Source organism: Streptomyces sp. NPDC002088 (assembly GCF_040296605.1).
In the GTDB taxonomy this organism is placed as follows: Bacteria; Actinomycetota; Actinomycetes; order Streptomycetales; family Streptomycetaceae; genus Streptomyces.
The window spans coordinates 135499-155548 of record NZ_JBEOXO010000009.1 but is presented as its reverse complement, the minus strand read 5'-3'; the positions used below and the strand labels follow the sequence as shown (position 1 = coordinate 155548).

Genomic DNA, 20050 nt, shown 5'->3' with positions numbered 1-20050 from the left:
CCCGAGCCTCGTGGAGGTTCGGGGGCACCGCCATGTACGTGATCAGGCCTTACGGCGACGGAACACCAGGTAACCGCCGGCCGCGACCAGCGCGGCCGCCAGGCCGCCCAGCAGCCCGACCGGAGCTCCGTTGCCGGTCTCGGCGAGGTCGCCGGTGGCACCCTGCGCCGAGGGAGAGGACGACGCGGCGGCGGACCCGGAGGGCGTGGAGCCCGAGGCCGACGCGGCGGCGGACGCGCTCGACGAGGCCGAGGCGCTCGGCGTGGAACCGGGCTGCGAACCCTCGTCGTCGGCGCAGTCCGTCCAGAACACCTTGTGCTTGGCGGCGCCCTTCTCGCCCGCGAAGTTCCAGAACAGTTTGTAGTGCCCGTCGGGCAGCGACAGATCCTCCGTACGGCCGTGGCCGTCGGCGTCCAGTGTGATGGCGCCGGACTTCACGGTCTCGCCCTTCGTCGCGGCGGTCGGGGCCCAGGCCTCGATGTGCCAGTCGACCTGCTGGGCGGCGTCGAAGCCGAAGGCGTCGAGATAGAAGGTGCAGACGTGCGGCTCGTTGCGACGCGGCTCCTCCCCGGTGGTGGCGTCGTGGATCTTCACGGTGCCGTTGTCTCCGGGGGCGGTGGCGTGCGCGGAGGGAGCGGCGAAAAGCGCCGCCGAGGCGACGGCGGTCAGCACGCCGGCGCGAGTGAGGGTACGCATGGGCAGTCCATCTTCGAGATGCGAACGGGGAAGATCGGGAAGATGTGGAGGGGGCGGCTCAGCTTCCAGCCCCGACTGACCGCTGGTCAATCACGAACAGAGAACGAACAGACTCTCCACAGCTGTGAACCCGCCCAGGCAGGGTCAGAGCACCACGAAAGCAGCCGTGAGCAGCACGGCCCCGGACCCTGCCATGACCCACGCGACCCGCGTCCGCCGTAGCCCGCCGGCCACCACCACGGACGCCAGCAACAGGGCACCGCCCATCGGCACCCACGCGTACAGGATCCCCGCCGGACCCGAGCGGACCACGTCGTCGCTGCCCGGCTTCACCACGACCGTGTACGTCTGCCCCTTCTTCACCGCGACCGTTTTCTCGATCACGACGCGCGCACGGGCTTCCGCCCCCTGCGACACCGGCGTGAAGGGGCCCGAGCAGGTGTCCGCACCGCAGCGCGTCACCGCGATCGTCCCGCTCTCCCGGCCTTTGGTCAGCATCACGTGCTGCGCGGTCCCCCAGGACGCCCACACGCCCGCGATCAGGATCAGCACGGCGACCGTACCCATCGCCGTGAACCGCCCGAACCGCAGCACGGCTTGGGCACCTTGACTGGAAGCGACGGCAGAAGGCATGGCCGCGATCCTTGGCCATCGCCTTGCGGAAAGTCAATGTCGTTCGGGCGGGAACCAGGGACGGGGGCGTCCAACGTTCTTAAGGTGAACGAGAGATGAGAACGACAGGCATGCGAGGGGGGCGGGATGAGCGCGCTGCTGTTCGTCCATGGGACCGGTGTGCGACGCGCGGCCTACGACGAGACGATCGCCGAACTGCGCAAGGGCCTGGCCGACGTCGACGCGGACCTCCAGGTCCATGAGTGCTACTGGGGAGACGTCTTCGGCGTCCCCGAAGGCGCGGGAGCCGCGACCCTGCCGTCCGCGTTGTCGCCCGCCCTGCCGTCCGCCTTGTCGCCCGCCGTCCCCGCGGCCGGCCCGTGGACCGACCCCTCCGCCGCGTTGGCCGAATCATCCGAGTCGTCCGGGCTGTCCGAGCGTGACCGCGACGCCCTCACCTGGGAACTGCTCTACGAAGACCCCCTGGCACCGCTCCGCCGCACCACCGGCGAAGCCGACGGCATCTACGACGAACCCCCGGACCCCCGCCTCGAACACCGGGCCCGGGACATCGCCGCCACCCCTCCTGACGAGCTCGCCGCACTCCTGGAAGAAGCAGGCGCCCACGAGGAGTTCCGGCTCGCCGTCACCGCCGTGCTCGACAGCCCTGCCGGCCGCGACGCCCTCACGCAGGGCCTGCCCCCGGGCGAACTGCCGACCGCCCTCGCCACCGCCGCCGTCGCCCACGTGCTCGCCGCCATCGCCCGCCAGGGCAGACCCCTGCGCTGGACCCCCGAACGGCGCGACGAGGCCATCGGCATCCTCGCCGCGGCGCTGGGCGGCGGCGACACCCGCGGTGTCCTGAGCGGCACCTGGAAGGTGGTCGCCCCCCTCGGCGGAATGCGCTACCTCATGTGGAAACGCCCCACACTGATGGACAAGGCCCACCCCAGAGCCGCCGACATCCTCAAGTACCTCGCCCGCGGCGACCGGCTGCGCACCTTCATCGAGGAGCGCGTCGCCGAGGTCGCCGCGGCACACGGCCCCCTCGTGCTCCTCGCCCACAGCCTCGGTGGCATCGCCGCCGTCGACCTCCTCGCCGCGCAGGACCTCCCCGCCGTGCGCCACCTCGTCACCATCGGCTCCCAGGCCGCACATCTCCACGAACTCGGCGCCCTGCCCTGCCTCGACCCCGGCGCCCCCCTGCCCGACCACTTCCCCCGCTGGACCAACGTCTACGACCGGCGCGACTTGCTCGCCTTCCTCGCCGAACCGGCCTTCCCCGGCCGCGTACAGGACCGGGAACTCACCTCGGGACAGCCCTTCAAGGCATCCCACAGCGCCTACTTCCGCAACCCCGACGTGCTTCGGCTCCTCGCGCAGGTCGTCCGGGACGGCTCGGCGTGACCAGGACCCTGCCCGACGTCGACCCGCGACGCACGCACGCCCTCCTCGTCGGCATCGAACAGTACGAGGCCGGACTCCAGCCGCTCCCCGGAGCCGCCGCCGACGCACTCGGCCACGCCCGGTGGCTGATGGACAACGGCGTACCCGCCGACCACATCCGGCTGTGCGTGTCCCCCCTGGACAGCAACCGCGAGCACGTCCGATCGGAGGCCGAACGGCTCGGCATCACCCACTGCCGCACCGCCGGCGAGACGGACGTCCGAGACGTCCTTCAGAAGCAACTCCGCGGCCTGACGGCCGACCTGCTGTGGTTCTCCTGGAGCGGACACGGCGTTCAGGCACCGGACGGACAGGGCGAACTCCTCCCCTTCGCCGACGGTGCGATGGCCCTGCCCACCACCAGCGTCCGCGACTTCCTGCTGCACAACCCGGCCAACGACGGCATCGCCCGCAAGGTGCTCCTCATAGACGCCTGCCGACTGTTCCGGGCACAGGCCCACAGCTACGGACAGATCCAGTTCCCCGGCACCGTCCACCGCCCCAGGCCACGCACCGAACTGCTGATGCTGAAAGCCACCCAGTCGGGCAGCGTCGCCTACAGCGACCCCAGCGGCGGCCTGTTCACCCGCACCCTCCTACGAGAACTCCGCGACACCCAGGGCTGGCCCCCCGACCCCGCCGACCTCGCCGACGCGATCGCGGCCGTCCTGCGCGCCGACGGCCGCCAGGCCCTCGCCCGCCCCGACGACGAGCACTGGACCGGCGCCCGCTTCCGCCCCGCCCCGCTCGCCAACCGGCCCGAGTCGCTGCGCACCCACCAGGAGGCCCTCACCCGGCTCGGCGCCAAGGGCAAGTTCCTCACCGACACCCGCCTGCCCTACCTCCCGCCCGCCCCCGGCCACGAGACCGCCCCCGACCGCATCCTCGCCCGCCTCACCCACTCCTCCGACTCCACCGGCTACCACGATCCGCTGCGCGGAGTCCTCCTCACCGGCCCCGCCGGTACCGGCAAGACCCGCACCTGCCTGGAGGTCGCCCAACTCGCCCTGGACCGCAACTGGCAGGTCTTCCACCCCCGCCAGGACAACGGCCTGGACGCGGAACAACTCCTCGACGGCATCCGCGAAGCCATCACCCACACCCCCGACAGCCCCGTCCTCCTCGTCCTCGACTACCTCGACCGCTACCACAGCCTCGACCTGCGCGTACTCGCCGACCACCTGCACACCGAAGCCGAACACGGCCTGCGCGTCGCCTGCGTCGCCTCCGTACGTCCCGGCGCCCTCAAGGACCTCCGAAACCGCGGCTACCGCAGCCTCTTCGCCGTCGTCGAACTCCGCAGCGACAAGACCCGCCAGCACGACCTCGCCGAGCACATCTTCCACACGGTCGCCCTCAAAGCCCGCACCACACTCGGCTACGACAAGATGGCCGAACTCTGCACCACCCACCCCGTCCTCGCCCTGCTCCTCGCCCTCGAACTCGAGCGACTCGCCGACGACGGAACCCTCGACCCGGAAGCCGCCGACGTACCCCGCCCCGGCGCCCTCGTCGACTGGTTCGACCGACGTACCCACGAAGACCTCGGCCCCACCTCCGACCCGGCCGAACTCCTCGCCGCGACCGCCGCGGCCCTCACCTGCGTCCACACCCGCGACGCCGTCGAACAAGCCGCCGACACCGTCCTGCGCCACCACCCCGGCACCACCACCGGCGCGCACGTCGTCAACCGCCTCACAGCGCACGGATGGCTGCTCACCGCCGAAGACCCCGACACCCCCGGCACCGAAGACACCCTCGACACCATCCACGACATCGTCACCGACCTCTTCCTCGACGAGACCTGCCTCCCCGACGGCTACACCCTCGACCCCGACACCCCCGGCGAGCTCCTCGACGCCCTCCACGGCGACCTGCACACCCTGCGCCGAGCCGTCGGACACCTCAACCGCTGGGGAACCGACCTGAAGGGCCGCGCCACCGACGACCTCGCCCGCGCCTGCTCCGCCTGGCTCAAGAACCACCGGACCGACGTCCTGGCCCTGCTCCGTCAATCCCCCCACGACGGCACCCGCACCCTCGTCGCGATGATCTCCGCCGCCCCCTGGCGCCAGGCCGTCGTCACCCACTGGAACACCCTCGTCACCCCCTGGCTGGACGGGGCCGAACCCGAACGCATCCGCGCCTTCCTCACCGACGCCGCCCTCAACTGCGGCGAAGCCCCCACCGAACTCCTCGAAGCCGCCCACGACTGGCTCACCCAACACACGGCCACCGACCCCGGCGCCATCCACCTCATCAACGCCCTCGCCCACACCGGCATCGACCCCGACGACCGCACCGACCACTACGAGCAGTACGTCGCCGCCCACGCACTCGCCTGGCTGGAGCACCACGGCCTCAGCCGTGCCAGCCGCGGCCGCATCCACACCGTCCTCAACCACACCGGCCACAGCCCCGCCGTCGCCGCCCGAGCAGCCCACGCCGCCGTCGAACTGGCCTACGAGCTCCGCCACGAATTCGCCACCGAACGCCTCCTCACCACCCTGCTGCGCAACGCGCACATCCCCCCCGCCGACCGCTTCCGGCTCGCCAACGCCACCCACGACTGGATGGCCAGATACGGCACCCACGAAGTGACCAGCTACATCTACACCGCCGCGCTCAACAGCCCACTGCTCCCCGACGCCACCCCCGTCGCCTCCTTCGCCCTCGAATGGCTGCTCTACCACGGCGACAAACCCGTCGCCAGCTTCGTCCTCAGAGCCCTGCTCAAGGCCGGGCTGTCCCCCCTCATCGCCCGCCAGGCCGTCACCCGCGCCCGCACCTGGCTCGGCGACGAAAAGAACGCGCGGGATCCCGACGCCTCCTTCGTCCTCGCCCCCCTGCTCCACGAGACCAACCTCCAGGCCGCCCCCGACCAGGCCGCCGCCGGCGCGGCCGCCGCACTCGCCTGGCTCCGGCGGCACCCCCTGCTGCCCGAGACCAGCTACGTCCTGATCAACCTGCTGAAGTACCAGGACAACGCCACCGCCGACCCCGACCGCGCCACGGTCACCGCCACCGCCCTCACCGCGGCCCTGAACTGGCTCGACACACACGACACCTGGGACCGACAGCTCCTGTCCGCCCTCCTCGCCCGACGGCACGAGATGACACAGGAACAGCGGATCCAAGCCGCGGACGCCGCACTCACACGCATGAGCGACACCCCCCGGACCGAACCCGCCGACAGCTACGTGCTCAGCAGACTGCTGCTGATCAACGAACTGCCCGAAACCCAGCTCGACGACGCCCTGCGCCACGCACTGTCCTGGATCGACGCCCACCTCGACAGCCCCGCGGCCTCCTCGGTCCTCGCTTCCTACCTGCTGTGCGCCCACCGCGGCGACCGCGCGGACGCCCTGGAGTCCGGCATCGACCGGGCCCTGCGGTGGCTGGGGCAACACGGCGCCACCGAAGAAGCCGGCTACGTACTGGAGAAGCTCCGCCCCGCCCGGCACAACGCCACCGCCGGCCTCGACACATCGGCCGTCGAGCACCTCGTGGCCCGCCACACCCTGAACTGGGCGCTGACCTGGCCCGCACACGACAGCAGCACCCGCCTCCTCGTCCAGGCGGTCAGACGGCCCGACGACCTCGGCGACGACGGCAGAGACCAGACCCTCGACGCCGTGCGCGCATGGCTCGCCGTACGACACCGCACACCGGAGACCGAGGCATCCGAGAACGCCGTACTGAACGCACTGCTGCTCAGCGGCCCGATGGACGGGGACATGGAGAAAGACATCGTCCTGTTCGCGAGAAACAGACTGGACCTCGACCACCCCGCCCCGAGCGACGACCGGGTCCTGCGTGTGCTCCTGTACCGATGCGTGCGGACCGAGACCCTCGACCCCGAGGTGATCCGGGCCACCCTCGACTGGCTGGAGGCCTACGCGCCCACCAAAACGGACGACAAACTGCTCGGCGGACTCCTGAGACTGCGCCAGACGTCGCCCGACACACAGCGCGAGGCCGTCCGGCACACGATGAACTGGCTCCGCTCACCCCACGGCGCCGGCCAGCCCGGCTCCTACGTCCTGGAAAGCCTGATCGTGGCCCTCAAGGACATGCCGCCCCCGCATCCCGACGTACTGCCCGTCGCCCTCGCCTGGCTGCGTGTGAACGGCTACCGGGCCGCCGCCAAATACCTCCTGCGCGCCCTCGCCGACTACGCCCCCGCCATTCACCGCCCCGAGATCCAGGCCCACGCCGACCGCTGGCTCGCCGCCCACCCCGACGCCACCGACGACATCCAGACCTACCTCACGGCCTACCTGCCCCCCGCCTGACCCACCTCAGGAGTTGTACGTCCCCTGCGCCCGCTCCAGCCCCTCGATCACCAAGCACTCCACCGCATCCGCCGCCCGGTCCACGAAGAAGTCCAGCTCCTTGCGCTCCGCCGACGAGAAGTCCTTCAGCACGAAATCCGCGACCTGCATCCGCCCCGGCGGCCGCCCGATCCCGAACCGCAGCCGGTGATAGTCCGCACCCATCGCCTTCGTCATCGACTTCAACCCGTTGTGCCCGTTGTCCCCGCCGCCCAACTTCAGCCGCAGTACCCCGTAGTCGATGTCCAGCTCGTCATGAACCGCCACGACGTTCGCAAGCGGCACCTTGTAGAAATCCCGCAGCGCGTTCACCGGACCACCCGACAGGTTCATGAACGACATCGGCTTCGCCAGGATCACCCGCCGGTTCGCCGGCCCCGGCGGACCGATCCGCCCCTCGACGACCTGCGCCTGCGCCTTGCTCGCCCGCTTGAACCTCCCCCCGACCCGCTCGGCCAGCAGATCGGCCACCATGAACCCCACGTTGTGCCGGTTCATCGCGTACTCCGGCCCGGGATTGCCCAGCCCCACGATCAGCCACGGGGCGTTGGCGTCGGTCGTCACGTGCGTGTCTCCTCGGATGTGCCTTTGGACAGGCCTTTGGATACGCGCCAGCCGCTGCCCCCATTTCAGAACCCTGAAGGGAACAGCGGCTGACGAGAAAACGACTACGGCGAGGATCAGGCCTCGGCGGCCGCTTCGCCCTCACCCTCGGCGCCCTCGGGCGCCTCCTCCGCCTGCGCGGCCAGCACCTGAAGGACGACGGTGTCCCCGTCGACAGTCAGCGTCACGCCGGACGGCAGGGTGATGTCCTTGGCGAGGACCGAGGCACCGGCCTCCAGACCCTCCACCGACACCGTGACAGCCTCGGGGATGTGCGTGGCCTCGGCCTCGACCGGCAGCGCGTTCAGCACGTGCTCGAGCAGGTTGCCACCGGCGGCCAGCTCACCCTCGGTCTGCACCGGGATCTCGACGGTGACCTTCTCGCCACGCTTCACGAGCTGCAGGTCGACGTGCTCGAGGAAGCCCTTGACCGCGTCACGCTGCACGGCCTTCGGGATCGCCAGCTCGTTGGTCTTGCCGTCGATGTCCAGGGAGATCAGGACGTTCGACGTACGCAGCGCCAGCAGCAGCTCGTGACCCGGCAGGGTCAGGTGCAGCGGGTCCGAACCGTGCCCGTAAAGAACACCGGGAACCTTGCTGTCACGGCGGATACGACGGGCGGCACCCTTACCGAACTCGGTGCGCGTCTCGGCGGAGATCTTGACCTCGGACATGATCACTCCTCGTAGTAACTAGGAAGACGGACGTGGTCACCCGGCCACGAACGGCCTGCTACGAAGAGCGCGTCGATAACGGACAGCCGGATCCCCCGTATCAAACGGAGAACGGCCTCCCTCGCCGAGCAACTTCGACAGTCTACTCGGAGAGGAAGGCCGCACCCAAAAGGATCTACCGGTGCCGAATCCTTACTGCTGGGATCCCTACCACTGGGACCCTGCTGCTCGGATCCCTACTGCTCGTCGAACAGGCTCGTCACCGAACCGTCCTCGAACACCTCACGCACCGCACTCGCGATCGTCGGCGCGATCGACAGCACCGTGATCTTGTCCAGCTCCAGCTCGCCCGGCGTCGGCAGCGTGTTCGTGAACACGAACTCGCTCACCTTCGAGTTCTTCAGCCGGTCCGCCGCCGGACCCGACAGCACACCGTGCGTCGCCGTCACGATGACGTCCTCCGCACCGTGCGCGAACAGCGCGTCCGCCGCGGCGCAGATCGTCCCACCGGTGTCGATCATGTCGTCGACCAGGACGCAGACCCGGCCCTTGACCTCACCCACGACCTCGTGCACCGTCACCTGGTTCGCCACGTCCTTGTCGCGCCGCTTGTGCACGATGGCCAGCGGCGCGCCGAGACGGTCGCACCAGCGGTCGGCCACCCGCACCCGGCCGGCGTCCGGCGAGACGACGGTGAGCTTGTTGCGGTCCACCTTGTGCCCCACGTAGTCCGCGAGCAGCGGCAGCGCGAACAGGTGGTCGACGGGACCGTCGAAGAAGCCCTGGATCTGGTCCGTGTGCAGATCCACGGTCAGGAGGCGGTCGGCGCCCGCCGTCTTCATCAGGTCCGCGATCAGACGCGCCGAGATCGGTTCACGGCCACGGTGCTTCTTGTCCTGCCGCGCGTAACCGTAGAACGGCACGATGACGGTGATGGAGCGAGCCGACGCACGCTTCAGCGCGTCGATCATGATCAACTGCTCCATGATCCACTGGTTGATCGGAGCCGTGTGGCTCTGGATCACGAAGCAGTCCGCGCCGCGCGCCGACTCCTGATAACGGACGTAGATCTCGCCGTTCGCGAAGTCGAAGGCCTTCGTCGGGACAACCCCGACACCCAACTGCTGGGCGACCTCCTCGGCAAGCTCGGGGTGGGCGCGGCCGGAGAAGAACATCATCTTCTTCTCGCCGGTCGTCTTGATCCCGGTCACAGCACTGTCTCCTCAGAGGTGTCTCAGCTGGGTGTCGAGAGGCCTGCTCAGCTGACTAAGAACGGCCGTCTCAGCTGGTGGGGTGCGGGTGTGCACTTATCACGGTACGCCGTCCCAGACGCACTCGTTTCCGGTCAGCCTTCGCTCTCCGGCTGCCGGGAAGCCCCCTCGGCTGCCTTCGCCGCCGCGCTTCCCGGACGCTTACGAGCCACCCAACCCTCGATATTCCGCTGCTGGCCACGGGCCACGGCCAGCGAACCGGGCGGCACATCCTTCGTGATCACGGAGCCGGCAGCCGTGTAGGCACCGTCCCCGACCGTGACGGGAGCCACAAACATGTTGTCCGAACCGGTGCGGCAGTGCGCGCCGACCGTCGTGTGGTGCTTGTCCTGGCCGTCGTAGTTCACAAAGACACTTGCGGCACCGATGTTCGTGTACTCACCGATCGTCGCGTCACCGACATAGGACAGGTGCGGCACCTTCGTCCCCTCGCCGATCGACGCGTTCTTCGTCTCCACGTACGTACCGATCTTGGACTTCAGCCCGAGACGCGTACCGGGACGCAGATAGGCGTACGGCCCGACGGTCGCCTGCGGGCCGACGGTCGCCCCGTCGGACACCGTGTTGTCCACCCGGGCGCCCGCACCCACCGTCGTGTTCTTCAGCCGGCTGTTCGGACCGACCTCCGCACCCTCGGCGAGATGCGTCGAACCCTGCAGCTGCGTACCCGGATGCACGATCACGTCCTGTCCGAACGTCACCGTGACGTCCACCCAGGTCGTCGCCGGGTCCACCACCGTGACCCCGCCGAGCATCGCGGCGGTCAGCAACCGGTCGTTGAGAATGCGACGCGCCTCGGCGAGCTGCACACGGTTGTTGATACCCGCGATCTCCCGGTGATCCCCGGCCACCGAGGCACCGACACGGTGACCCGCCTCACGCAGAATCCCGAGGACGTCCGTCAGGTACTCCTCGCCCTGGCTGTTGTCCGTGCGCACCTTGCCCAGCGCGTCGGAGAGGAGCTGACCGTCGAACGCGAAGACACCCGAGTTGATCTCACGGATCGCGCGCTGCGAGTCGGTGGCGTCCTTGTGCTCGACGATCGCCGTCACGGCACCCGAGGCACCGTCCCGCACGATACGGCCGTAGCCCGTGGCGTCCGGCACCTCCGCGGTCAGCACGGTCACGGCGTTGCCGTCCTTGGCGTGCGTCGCGGCGAGCTGCTTGAGGGTCTCCCCGGTGAGCAGGGGCGTGTCCCCGCACACGACCACGACAGTGCCGTCCACCGTCCCCCCCAGCTCTTCCAGCGCCATGCGGACGGCGTGCCCGGTGCCGTTCTGTCGCTCCTGGACGGCCGTACGGACCTGGGGGTCGATCTCGGCGAGATGCGCGGTGACCTTCTCGCGGGCGTGACCGACCACGACGACGAGGTTCTCGGGGGCCAACTCACTGGCTGCGGCCAGCACATGGCCCACGAGGCTGCGGCCGCAGATGTCGTGCAGGACCTTGGGTGTGGCCGACTTCATACGGGTGCCCTCACCCGCTGCGAGTACGACGACGGCGGCCGGGCGGATGGCGCTCACGGGGTTGCCCTTCGGCTGTGGAGGGGTGGGGACATCCGCAGGATACCGGGGCGTTTCGTGGGGGACATGAGAGTGGGCCCTGACTGTGCTGTCAGGGCCCGAACCGAGCATGGCTCCCCCGCCAGGACTCGAACCCGGACAGATGGCACCAAAAGCCACAGTGCTGCCAATTACACCACGGGGGAACAATATCGACTAAACCGGACATTTGGTCAGGTCGCCGAGTTGGCACCCAACACTATGCCGTACCAGGCGCCTTCCATGCGACGGTACAACTCGGCGCTCTTGGTGACGTGGATGACCAGGCGGCCGCGATAGGCCTCAGCTGTCTCTCGGCCGCCGCCGCCCTCTTTGTCGCTTCGCGCTCTTGGTCCTGGGCTGCGCGCAGATGCGCCAGCCCTTCGTTCGCGAGGGCTCGCCGCTCCTCTGGCGTGCAGCGCGGCTCCGGCTTCGGCAGATCCCGCACCTACAGCGAGATCGAACTCTTCGAGCACCCCAGCTCGACCTGGTTCTGGTCGTACGTCCAGCCCTGGAGACGTAGCTCCCTCGCCTTGTGCCTCAGGTCGTCGTATGGCTCCGGGGTCGAACGGTCGATGGTTCAGTAGTTCGAGGGATATCGGGGAGTTTCGCTGTTATTCGATTAGGGAGTGTGGTGTGGACCGGTCGCGGAAACTCGCCGGAAAAGCCCGGCCCGCCGCCCGTAGGCTGGAGTCATGACCACGACGGGGGAAGAGCACGCCGAGGCCCGCACGGGGCCGTGGTGGTGGGTGAGGTGGCGTAGTGCCCTGCTGGACGGGGCGCTGGCGGCGGTGTCCGCGGCGGAGTGTGCGTTCGAGGGGATGCGGTTCGGGCGGGACGCGGGGATTCCGTTGGCCGCGGGGATGGTCTTCGGGGTTTTGGCCGGCTCCGTGCTGCTGATTCGGCGGAAATGGCCGATCGCCGTCGTGCTGGTGTCGATCGCGATCACTCCGGCCCAGATGGGCTATCTGATGGGCATCGTGGGGCTGTACACGCTGGCCGCGTCGGAGCTGCCCCGGCGGATCATCGCGTCGCTGGCGGGGATGTCCCTGGTGGGGATGTTGATCGTGATGTTGGTGCGGGTGCGTCAGGACATGGCGCGGGGGGATTTCGCGCTGGGTGACTGGTTCATTCCGTTCGCTTCGATCACGACGTCGCTGGGTCTGACGGCGCCGCCTGTTCTGCTGGGCCTGTATGTGGGGGCGCGGCGGCGGTTGATGGAGAGTCTTCGGGAGCGGGCCGACAGCCTGGAGCGGGAGCTTCAGCTGCTGGCCGAGCGGGCTGAGGAGCGGGCGGAGTGGGCGCGTAACGAGGAGCGGACGCGGATCGCGCGGGAGATGCATGACGTCGTCGCGCATCGGGTGAGTCTGATGGTGGTGCATGCGGCGGCGCTTCAGGCGGTGGCGCGGAAGGATCCCGAGAAGGCGGTACGGAATGCCGCTTTGGTGGGGGACATGGGGCGGCAGGCGTTGACCGAGTTGCGGGAGATGCTCGGGGTGCTGCGCAGTGGGGATGGTGCGGCGGAGCGGCGGGAGCGGTCGTCGGTGCCGTTGGTGGCGGTGGGGGTGGCGGCTGCGGCGGCGGCTTCGCGGGCGGCTGATGAGGCCGAGGGGCCGTGTCTGTCGGAGTTGGAGGAGTTGGTGGGGCAGTCGGCGGCTGCGGGGATGGTCGTGGATCTGTCGGTGGAGGGGGAGACGCGGTCGTATGCCGCGGAGGTCGAGCAGACGGCGTATCGCGTGGTGCAGGAGGCGTTGACGAACGTCCACAAGCATGCGGCGGGTGCGAAGACGTATGTGCGGTTGGCGCATCGGGTGTCGGAGATCGCGATGCAGGTGGAGAACGAGCCGCCGCCGGAGGTGTCGTCGGCGTCGTCGGCTCGGTTGCCGTCGGGGGGCAATGGGCTGGTGGGGATGAAGGAGCGGGTGGCGGCGCTCGGGGGTGTGTTCGTGTCGGGGCCGACGGATGCGGGGGGTTTTCGGGTGTCGGCGGTGATTCCGGCGTCGTAGGCGCGGTCGCGGGGCTGTGCGGCCGACGGTCGCGGGGCTGTGCGGCCGGCGGTGGGGCGCTGTTCAGCCGGCGGTGAGTCGTACGGGTTCGATGCCGGAGACGAGGGCGGTGAGGGCCTGGTCGATGTCGGGGCCGAGGTACCAGTCGCCGGTGTGGTCGAGGGTGTAGACGCGGCCTTCGGTGTCGATGGTGAGGACGGCCTGGGTGTCGGTTTCGGTGCCGAGGGGGCAGACCTCGGTGTCGAGGGCGCGGCCGAGGTCGCCGAGGGTGCGGGCCATGTGGAGGCCGTGCAGGGGGTCGAGGTGGAGGGTGGCGGGGGCTACCTGGCGGCCGGGGCCGGGGGGCGTGATGTGCAGGCCGCCGAATTCGGCCCAGGCCTCGACGGCGGCGGGGAACACGGTGTGGCGGTGTCCGGCGGGTGAGGTGTGTTCGCGCAGGGCGTCGGCCCAGATCTCGGCTTGTCTGATGTCCCAGCGTCCGGGTTGCCAGCCGGCGGCGCGCAGGGCGGCGTCGACGGGTGCGGGGAAGCGTGTGCTCGTGGTGCGGTCGGGGTGCATCTGCCCTGCGTTCGTCGGGTTCATGGGTTGGTGCGGGGGTGGGGGGTCAGTCGGCGGTTGCCGTGGGGTCGACGATGCGTACGCCGAAGTGGGCGCTGAGGGCGGTGCAGGCGCGGCAGGGGGTGGCGAAGCTGCCGTGGAGGGGGTCGCCGTCCTCGCGGATGCGGCGGGCGGTGAGTTTGGCCTGTTTGAGGATTTTGCGGGCTTCGCCGTTGGTCATCGGTTTGCGGGCGGCGCGTTTGCTGCGGGTGGCGTCGGCGGCGGCGATGTGGCGGGAGATGAGGAGTGCTTCGGCGCAGCGGCCGGTGAAGCGGTCGCGTTGGGCGCTGGTGAGGGTGTCGAGGAAGTCCTGGACGAGGGGGTGCAGGGCGGGGGGCTGGTCGCCGCGGGCGGCGGTGCCGGTGAGGGTGGCGCCGTGGACGGAGAGGGCGGCGGCGATGGTGGGGAGTATGCCGTCGCGGCGGTGGCGGAGGGTGGGGGCGTGGGGTGTTTCGGTGGCACTCCAGCCGACCCGGGGGTCTCCGGATGTGGCGGTGTGGGGCCCGGTGTGCGGTCCCGTTTGCGTCGCGTTCATGATCGTCATCCCCTCCCGAGCATCCCCCCGGCGGACCCAGGGTGCCAAATCGCGTGGCGGGTGCGGAAGCTGGGGCGGTGCGACACGCCCGGTTTGGGCGGGCTGTCACGGCGGGGTGACGGCTGGTCACGGAAGTGGAGGCCCGGTGACCGGTGTCGTCGTACCGCATAGGCTGTCGGCACCGTGCTGCGCGCGGTCAACGCGCGTGGGAGACCGTAGGAGACAGTCCGATACGGGCCGTGGTGTGCCGGGGAGCGGAAGCGGAACCGGGCGCTGGGGGCCGTACAGAGTGCCGCAGGGGGCAACCGCCATGACGACAGGTCGGCTCGGGCAAGCCGCGCCGCCGAACGCGGCCTATGCCGGGCAGGTCGTGCACTTTCCGGATCCGGTGCGGGCTGCGCGTCACCCGAGAGGGGTGCGGGTTGACGAGCACGGTTATCCGGACTTCTCGCCGTATGCGCGTGCGGTTGCGGAGATCGCGGAGCCGCCGGAGGGTTTCGGGGTCGACGAGTTGCGGTTGACGGACTATGTGTCGGCGAACGCGGCGTTGGCGGCGTCGGGGCACGACTTGTGGGACACGGTGGCGGATGTGGCCACTCCGCATGGCTGGGCGTGGCATCACGTGGTGGGTTCGCGGCGGCTGGAGTTGGTTCCGGTCGAGGTGAAGGCGTTGCTGCGGCATCACGGTGGGATCGCGACGACGGCGGTGGATCAGGGGAAGCGGGGGACGCGGCCGTTGCAGGAGACGCGGCCCGCGCATTTCGGGCTGCCGAAGTCGGGTGTGGCGGTGTCGGAGGAGCAGGTGCAGGGGGTCGAGGAGGACCTGGGGTACCGGCTGCCGGGTGCGTATCGGTCGTTCTTGAAGGCGGCGGGTGGTTGTGCGCCCGTGGGTGCGGCGTTGGATGCCGAGTTGGGGCTGTTGATCGACCAGCCGTTCTTCACGGTGCGGGACGAGGCGGCGGTCAATGACCTGGTGTATGTGAACAAGTGCCTGCGTGACCATTTGACGAAGGATTACCTGGGTGTCGGTTTCGTCCAGGGTGGGTTGCTGGCCGTGAAGGTGAAGGGCGACCGGATCGGTTCGGTGTGGTTCTGCGCGTACGACGACGTGCGGGACGTGGATCCGACGTGGGCGCCGGCGGAGCGGGTGGAGCGGTTGCTGCTGCCGTGCGGTGAGGACTTCGACGTCTTTCTGTCGCGGCTGGCGGGTAATCCGCCGGAGTTGGAGACGGTGGCGAACCTGATGGTGGACGGCGGGTTCGCGCGTGTGGTGCCGGCGGCGTCCGCTGCGGGTCCGTCTGCGTCTGCGTCTGCCGCCCAGTCCGGGTCTGCGGCTTCGGTGGGGGAGTGACTTCGGCGATGGTGACGTTCGCGCAGGCGCAGGAGCGCGCGGAAGAGTGGGTCAACGGGGATGTTCCGGCGTATTTGCATCGTGAGGTGCGGGTACGGGAGTTCGAGCTCGGGTTCGTGGTGTGGGCCGAGGACCGTGCGGACGGGCCGCGTTCGGACGGGGGTGCGCAGCGGCTGGTGATCGCGCGGGACAGCGGGGAGGCCACGTTGTGGCCGGCGCTGCCGGTGGGTGAGGTGATCCGCCGGTACGAGGAGGAGTACGGCCGTGCCGAGGACGCGGTGGCCGACGCGGTGCCGCCTGCGGCGCGGGTGGATCTGAATCAGACGTCGTTCTTGTTGAGTCCGCCGGAGTGGTTGCAGGAGGCGGCGGACAAGCTGGGTAGTCCGGACCGGCGGGGCGAGGGTGCAGTGTCCGGGGGTGGGGGTTCGCTTCCGGAGACGCACGCCGGTGCGCCAGGTGCGCCAGGTGCGCCTGGTGCATCGGGTACATCTGGTGGTGCATCTGGCGCGTCCGGTCCGTCGGGGGCGCACGGTGGGGCGAGTGCGCCGGGCGGGCGGGACTTGCGGGACTCGCAGGGCGGCGCGTCCGGTGGTGGCGTGTCGTGGCCTTCCGCGGGGGCGGAGAGTGGTGACGGCGCGGGAACGCGTGCCGGAGCGCCGGGTGTGCCCGCGGGGGCGACGCCCTGGGCGGGGACGGACACCAACGGGGACTCCGGGGACGACCGTTCCGTACCGCTGCCCGCGACCGTGTTCGCGCCGCCGCTGAGTGACGCCGACGACAGCACGCCGTCCGCGGTGCCGCCGGACGCCAAGACGGCGCTGATGTCGGGCGGCAGCCAGCTCCCGCCGACGGCGGTGGCACCGGCTCTCGACGCCTCGTCCACGCCGGGGGCACCCGGTACGCCGGGCGGTATGGCGCCTGCGCCGGGTGGTCCGGGTGCGTCGTACGGGTATCCGCAGGGGCAGCAGCCCGCCCCGGGTACGCCTGTTCCGGGCGCGTCTGCGCCGGGTGGTCCGGGTGCGTCGTACGGATACCCGCAAGGGTCGGCCGCTCCGGGTGCGTCCGTGCCGGGCGGTACGCCGCCTCCGCCTCCTCCTCCGCCGGCTGTGGCGTATGGGTATCCGCAGGGGCAGCAGCCTGTCCCGGGTACGCCCCCTCCGGGTGCTCCCGCGCCGGGGCCGGTGCCGGGCGGTACGCCGCCTCCGCCGCCCGGTGCTCCGTTGTACGGGTACCCGCAGGGGCCCGGTGCTCCGGGTGCCCCGGCTGGTCCGCCGCAGGGCGTGCCCGCGCCGGGGGCGTCCTCCTACGGCTATCCGCAGGGCTCGCCCCAGCCGCCGGCCGGTCCGGGGGCGCCGGGGCGGCAGCTTCCGCCGAACGCCGGGGACATCGCCGACGCCGCGACCAGCAAGGCGGCACCGCCGCGGCGCGCGGGGGGCGCGGGTGCGCCGCCGCCTCCGCCGGGCGTTCCGGGGGTGCCGGGTGCGAGGCCGGGCAGCATGCCTCCTCCCGCACCGCAGTCCGCGCCCGGTGCTCCGGCGACGCCTGCCGGCGGCTATGTGCCTACGCAGCTGGTGTCGGCGCTCGGCCCCGACGGGCCCGAGGGTCCTGGTGCGGTGGGCGGTCCGCAGCCTCCGGGCGCCCCGGGGGTCCCGCCCGCACCGAACCCGCCTGGAGCCCCGAATCCGCCCGGCGCCCCGAATCCGCCCGGTGCGCCGAACCCGCCCGGCGGTACGCCTCCGGGCGGTGTTCACCACGCCGCCACGATGCTGGCCGATCCCGGTCGGCTCGGCGCGGGCGGTCCGGGCGCTCCGCAGCCTCCGGTCGGTCCGGGCGCTCCGCAGCCTCCGGGTGCCCCTGGCATGCCGCCCGCGCCGGGCGTCCCCAATCCACCTGGCGCCCCGGGTGCACCCAACCTGCACGGCGCTCCCGGCGCTCCCGGCGCACCGGGTCTCCCGGGCACGCCGGACGGCCCCGGCGCACCGGCGGCTCCGGGCGCCCCAGGTGTCCCGGGCGCCCCCGGCGGGCAAGGCTCCTCAGGGGACGCGCGTGGTGCTGTGCATCAGGCTGAGACCGTGCTGGCCGCGCCCCCAGTGGGTGCCCCTGGCACGTTCCCGCCGCCGCAGGCCCCTGGTGCCCCCGGCTCGTTCCCGCCGCCGCAGGCTCCCGGTGCCCCCGGTGTTCCTGGCGCCCCCGGTATGGCTCCGGGCGCTCCCCAGTCAATGCCGCCCGGCGCGATGCCGCCCGGCGCGATGCCGCCTGGCACGATGCCGCCGCCTCCCGGTCAGCCGGCGCCGCCGGTCGCTGCCCAGCCGACGGTCGGACCGGGCTATCAGGCCGTGCTGCGCTACCGCGCGCAGGACGGTTCCGAGCAGCAGCTGATCCGGCGTTCGGCGCCGGGTACGCCGCACCCGGAGTGGCAGATCTTCCACGAGCTGCGAGGCATGAACGTGCCGCCGGGCCAGGTGCTCGAACTGCACACGGAGCTGGAGTCGTGCGAGCTGCCGGGTGCGTACTGCGCGCGGATGATCCGGGAGCAGTGGCCGCAGGCGCGGATCGCGAGCATCGCGCCGTACGGCACGGATCACGCGAGCCGGCAGCAGGGCATGCGGCAGTTGCTGGCGCACCAGGGCGAGTTGCACCAGGTGGCGGACGGTCCCGCGCGCCTGGCGCCGGTGCGTGCTCCGTTGCCGCCGGTGCAGGCGGCGCCGCCGATCGCGCCGGAGGGGATCGCCCAGGAGCTGGCGGCGGCGTTCGGGCCGGGGGTGTTCCGGTTCGAGCGGGCCGCGGTGTCCCGGCAGGGCGTGCCGCCGGTCGTGGCGCACACGCTGGTGGTGGCGGGTCTGCCGTTGGACATGGGCCCGTTCTTCTGGGCGCAGGCCCAGCCGGGCCGGCCGGTGCCGACGCTGGCGGAGCTGGCGCAGGAGCGCGGTGTGCAGCCCGCGCCGGACGCGGGCTCGTACCTGGTGATGGGCAGCGACTTCGGCAAGGCGATCTGTGTGCAGTACGGCACGGCGAACATCGTCGCCGTGCCCGTGGAGGCGGGGCCGGGTGGTGCGTCGCTGCCGCCGCAGTTCGTGAACACCGGGCTGCCGGAGTTCACGCGCAGTCTGGCGCTGCTCGGCCGGATGTGGCGACTGCGCTTCGGCCTGAACCAGGAGCAGGCGGGCCGCTGGACCGTCGACTTCCAGGCCCAGCTGGCCTCGCTGGACCCGGCGGCGCTCGGTTCCCCGGAGAGCTGGTGGTCGGTGCTGCTGGAGCAGATGTGGGACGGCCTGCTCTGACCAAGCCGTAGAGCAACAGCCAAGCCGAAAGCGGATGAAGTAATCGAAAGGGTCGGCCCCGGTGAATGGACCGGGGCCGACCCTTTCGGCTGTGAACCCTTTCCGGCCGTGACGTGCCTGCGGAGTGTCGCGTTATGAACACTTGCGCCCGATACATCAAGATATGCGCGAAATCATCATTCCGTGTGTGCTTGGTGGAGAGGGGCTCCAGGATGAGCAGCGGATCGGTGTCGCCGCACGGCTTTGTGACCGTCCGGGGGCGCGGCTACCGCCCCGAACAGGTCGAGGCGTACGCGGAAGCGCTCTCGCACAACCGCGACGCCGCCTGGGAGCGTGCCGCCCGTCTCACCGTGCTCGCCAAGGAGATGGAGGCGGAGGCGGCCGCGGTGCGCGAGACGCTCGCGCGGCTCGCTCCGCAGACGTACGAGGCGCTGGGGGAGCGCGCGCGGCGCCTGTTCCAGCTCGCGCAGGAAGAGGCGGCGGCCGTGCGGGAGCGCGCCCGGAGCGAAGCGCAGCAGCACATCACGCACGCCGAAGCGCACGCCCTGGGCGTGCGCCAGGCGGCGCAGGAATACGCGGACGAGCTCCGCGCGGAAGCCGAAGAACGCGCCCGCCAGCGGCTGCTCGCGGCACGCGCCGAAGTCGACGAGATCCGGATCACCACCCGGCGTGAGGTGAAGGAGTCCCGCGGCGAGGTCCTGTCCGCACTGCGCGAGATGCGCCAGCGCACCTCCGGGAAGCTCGCCGAACAGACGAAGGAGCACGCCGAGCGGTGGGCCGAGGCGGAGCGCGAGGCGGTCGAACGCGCGGACGCGCTCGACGCGCACCACGCCCACCTGGTCGCGCGCGCCGAGGCCGCCGTCGTCGAGGCGAAGCAGGCGCTCGCCGACGCCGAGTCGGTGCACGGCCTGCAGGAGGACGCGCAGGCGCGCGCGGCCGAGTTGCTGGTTCAGGCCCAAGCGCAGGCGGACCGGATCGCGCGGGAGACGGAACAGGTGCTGCGCGATCACGGGGAGCGGTGGGACGACGTACGCGCCCACATGGATCATGTGCGCAGCAGCCTCGCCGACCTGACAGGCCGGGCATCGGTGGAATAGCACCGA

Annotated in this window: 14 protein-coding genes and 1 tRNA gene; 6 read left to right on the top strand and 9 right to left on the bottom strand. The window is 71.0% G+C overall.

Translation table 11 applies throughout. The features are described 5' to 3' along the window. Positions 1-42: 42 nt before the first annotated feature. Together ABT114_RS21180 and ABT114_RS21175 are read right to left on the bottom strand one after the other, a co-directional pair. On the bottom strand, positions 43-696 hold the full coding sequence (locus ABT114_RS21180) for an LPXTG cell wall anchor domain-containing protein (RefSeq protein ID WP_351144346.1): 654 nt from the start codon (positions 694-696) through the stop codon (positions 43-45). A 144-nt stretch (positions 697-840) separates the two neighbouring features. Then, positions 841-1329, bottom strand: a complete 489-nt coding sequence (locus ABT114_RS21175; RefSeq protein WP_351144345.1) for a hypothetical protein — start codon at positions 1327-1329, stop codon at positions 841-843. Positions 1330-1455: 126 nt separating this feature from the next. On the opposite strand from ABT114_RS21175, the gene ABT114_RS21170 reads away from it, so the two are divergent. Both ABT114_RS21170 and ABT114_RS21165 read left to right on the top strand, forming a co-directional pair. Then, positions 1456-2715, top strand: coding sequence for a lipase family protein (locus tag ABT114_RS21170; RefSeq protein WP_351144344.1), 1260 nt, complete (start codon positions 1456-1458; stop codon positions 2713-2715). Next, on the top strand, positions 2712-7049 hold the full coding sequence (locus ABT114_RS21165; protein WP_351144343.1) for a caspase family protein: 4338 nt from the start codon (positions 2712-2714) through the stop codon (positions 7047-7049). The genes ABT114_RS21170 and ABT114_RS21165 overlap by 4 nt, the downstream gene beginning before the upstream one ends. Before the next feature lie 6 nt (positions 7050-7055). Here ABT114_RS21165 and pth read toward each other — a convergent pair whose 3' ends face one another. The 5 genes from pth to ABT114_RS21140 form a co-directional block, all read right to left on the bottom strand. Then, positions 7056-7652, bottom strand: coding sequence for an aminoacyl-tRNA hydrolase (gene pth, locus ABT114_RS21160; protein WP_351144342.1), 597 nt, complete (start codon positions 7650-7652; stop codon positions 7056-7058). A 116-nt stretch (positions 7653-7768) separates the two neighbouring features. Then, a complete protein-coding gene (locus ABT114_RS21155; RefSeq protein ID WP_351144341.1) occupies positions 7769-8365 on the bottom strand; it encodes a 50S ribosomal protein L25/general stress protein Ctc in 597 nt (198 codons plus the stop codon). A 236-nt stretch (positions 8366-8601) separates the two neighbouring features. Further along, positions 8602-9576: a ribose-phosphate diphosphokinase gene (locus tag ABT114_RS21150; protein ID WP_351144340.1), complete on the bottom strand. Its 975-nt coding sequence runs from the start codon at positions 9574-9576 to the stop codon at positions 8602-8604. Between the two features lie 134 nt (positions 9577-9710). Then, entirely contained in the window at positions 9711-11159 is a 1449-nt protein-coding gene (gene glmU, locus ABT114_RS21145) for a bifunctional UDP-N-acetylglucosamine diphosphorylase/glucosamine-1-phosphate N-acetyltransferase GlmU (protein WP_351144339.1), read from the bottom strand. A 110-nt stretch (positions 11160-11269) separates the two neighbouring features. Beyond that, positions 11270-11344: transfer RNA gene (locus ABT114_RS21140), tRNA-Gln, on the bottom strand. Between the two features lie 528 nt (positions 11345-11872). On the opposite strand from ABT114_RS21140, the gene ABT114_RS21130 reads away from it, so the two are divergent. Next, positions 11873-13183, top strand: coding sequence for a sensor histidine kinase (locus tag ABT114_RS21130; RefSeq protein WP_351144338.1), 1311 nt, complete (start codon positions 11873-11875; stop codon positions 13181-13183). A 63-nt stretch (positions 13184-13246) separates the two neighbouring features. Here ABT114_RS21130 and ABT114_RS21125 read toward each other — a convergent pair whose 3' ends face one another. Beyond that, the gene (locus ABT114_RS21125; protein WP_351144532.1) at positions 13247-13741 is read right to left on the bottom strand and encodes an SUKH-3 domain-containing protein; all 495 of its coding nucleotides are present in this window, start codon (positions 13739-13741) and stop codon (positions 13247-13249) included. A 46-nt stretch (positions 13742-13787) separates the two neighbouring features. Next, positions 13788-14324, bottom strand: a complete 537-nt coding sequence (locus tag ABT114_RS21120) for a YwqJ-related putative deaminase (protein ID WP_351144337.1) — start codon at positions 14322-14324, stop codon at positions 13788-13790. Positions 14325-14625: 301 nt separating this feature from the next. Here ABT114_RS21120 and ABT114_RS21115 point away from each other — a divergent pair, with 301 nt between their 5' ends. The 3 genes from ABT114_RS21115 to ABT114_RS21105 all read left to right on the top strand — a co-directional run bounded on the left by ABT114_RS21115 (position 14626) and on the right by ABT114_RS21105 (position 20044). Further along, positions 14626-15666: an SMI1/KNR4 family protein gene (locus ABT114_RS21115; RefSeq protein ID WP_351144336.1), complete on the top strand. Its 1041-nt coding sequence runs from the start codon at positions 14626-14628 to the stop codon at positions 15664-15666. 8 nt (positions 15667-15674) lie between these two features. Then, complete coding sequence (locus tag ABT114_RS21110) at positions 15675-18947, top strand: SUKH-4 family immunity protein (RefSeq protein WP_351144335.1); 3273 nt, start codon at positions 15675-15677, stop codon at positions 18945-18947. 212 nt (positions 18948-19159) lie between these two features. After that, positions 19160-20044 (top strand): coiled-coil domain-containing protein, encoded by an 885-nt coding sequence (locus ABT114_RS21105; RefSeq protein WP_351144334.1) that lies wholly within the window; start codon positions 19160-19162, stop codon positions 20042-20044. Positions 20045-20050 lie beyond the last annotated feature (6 nt).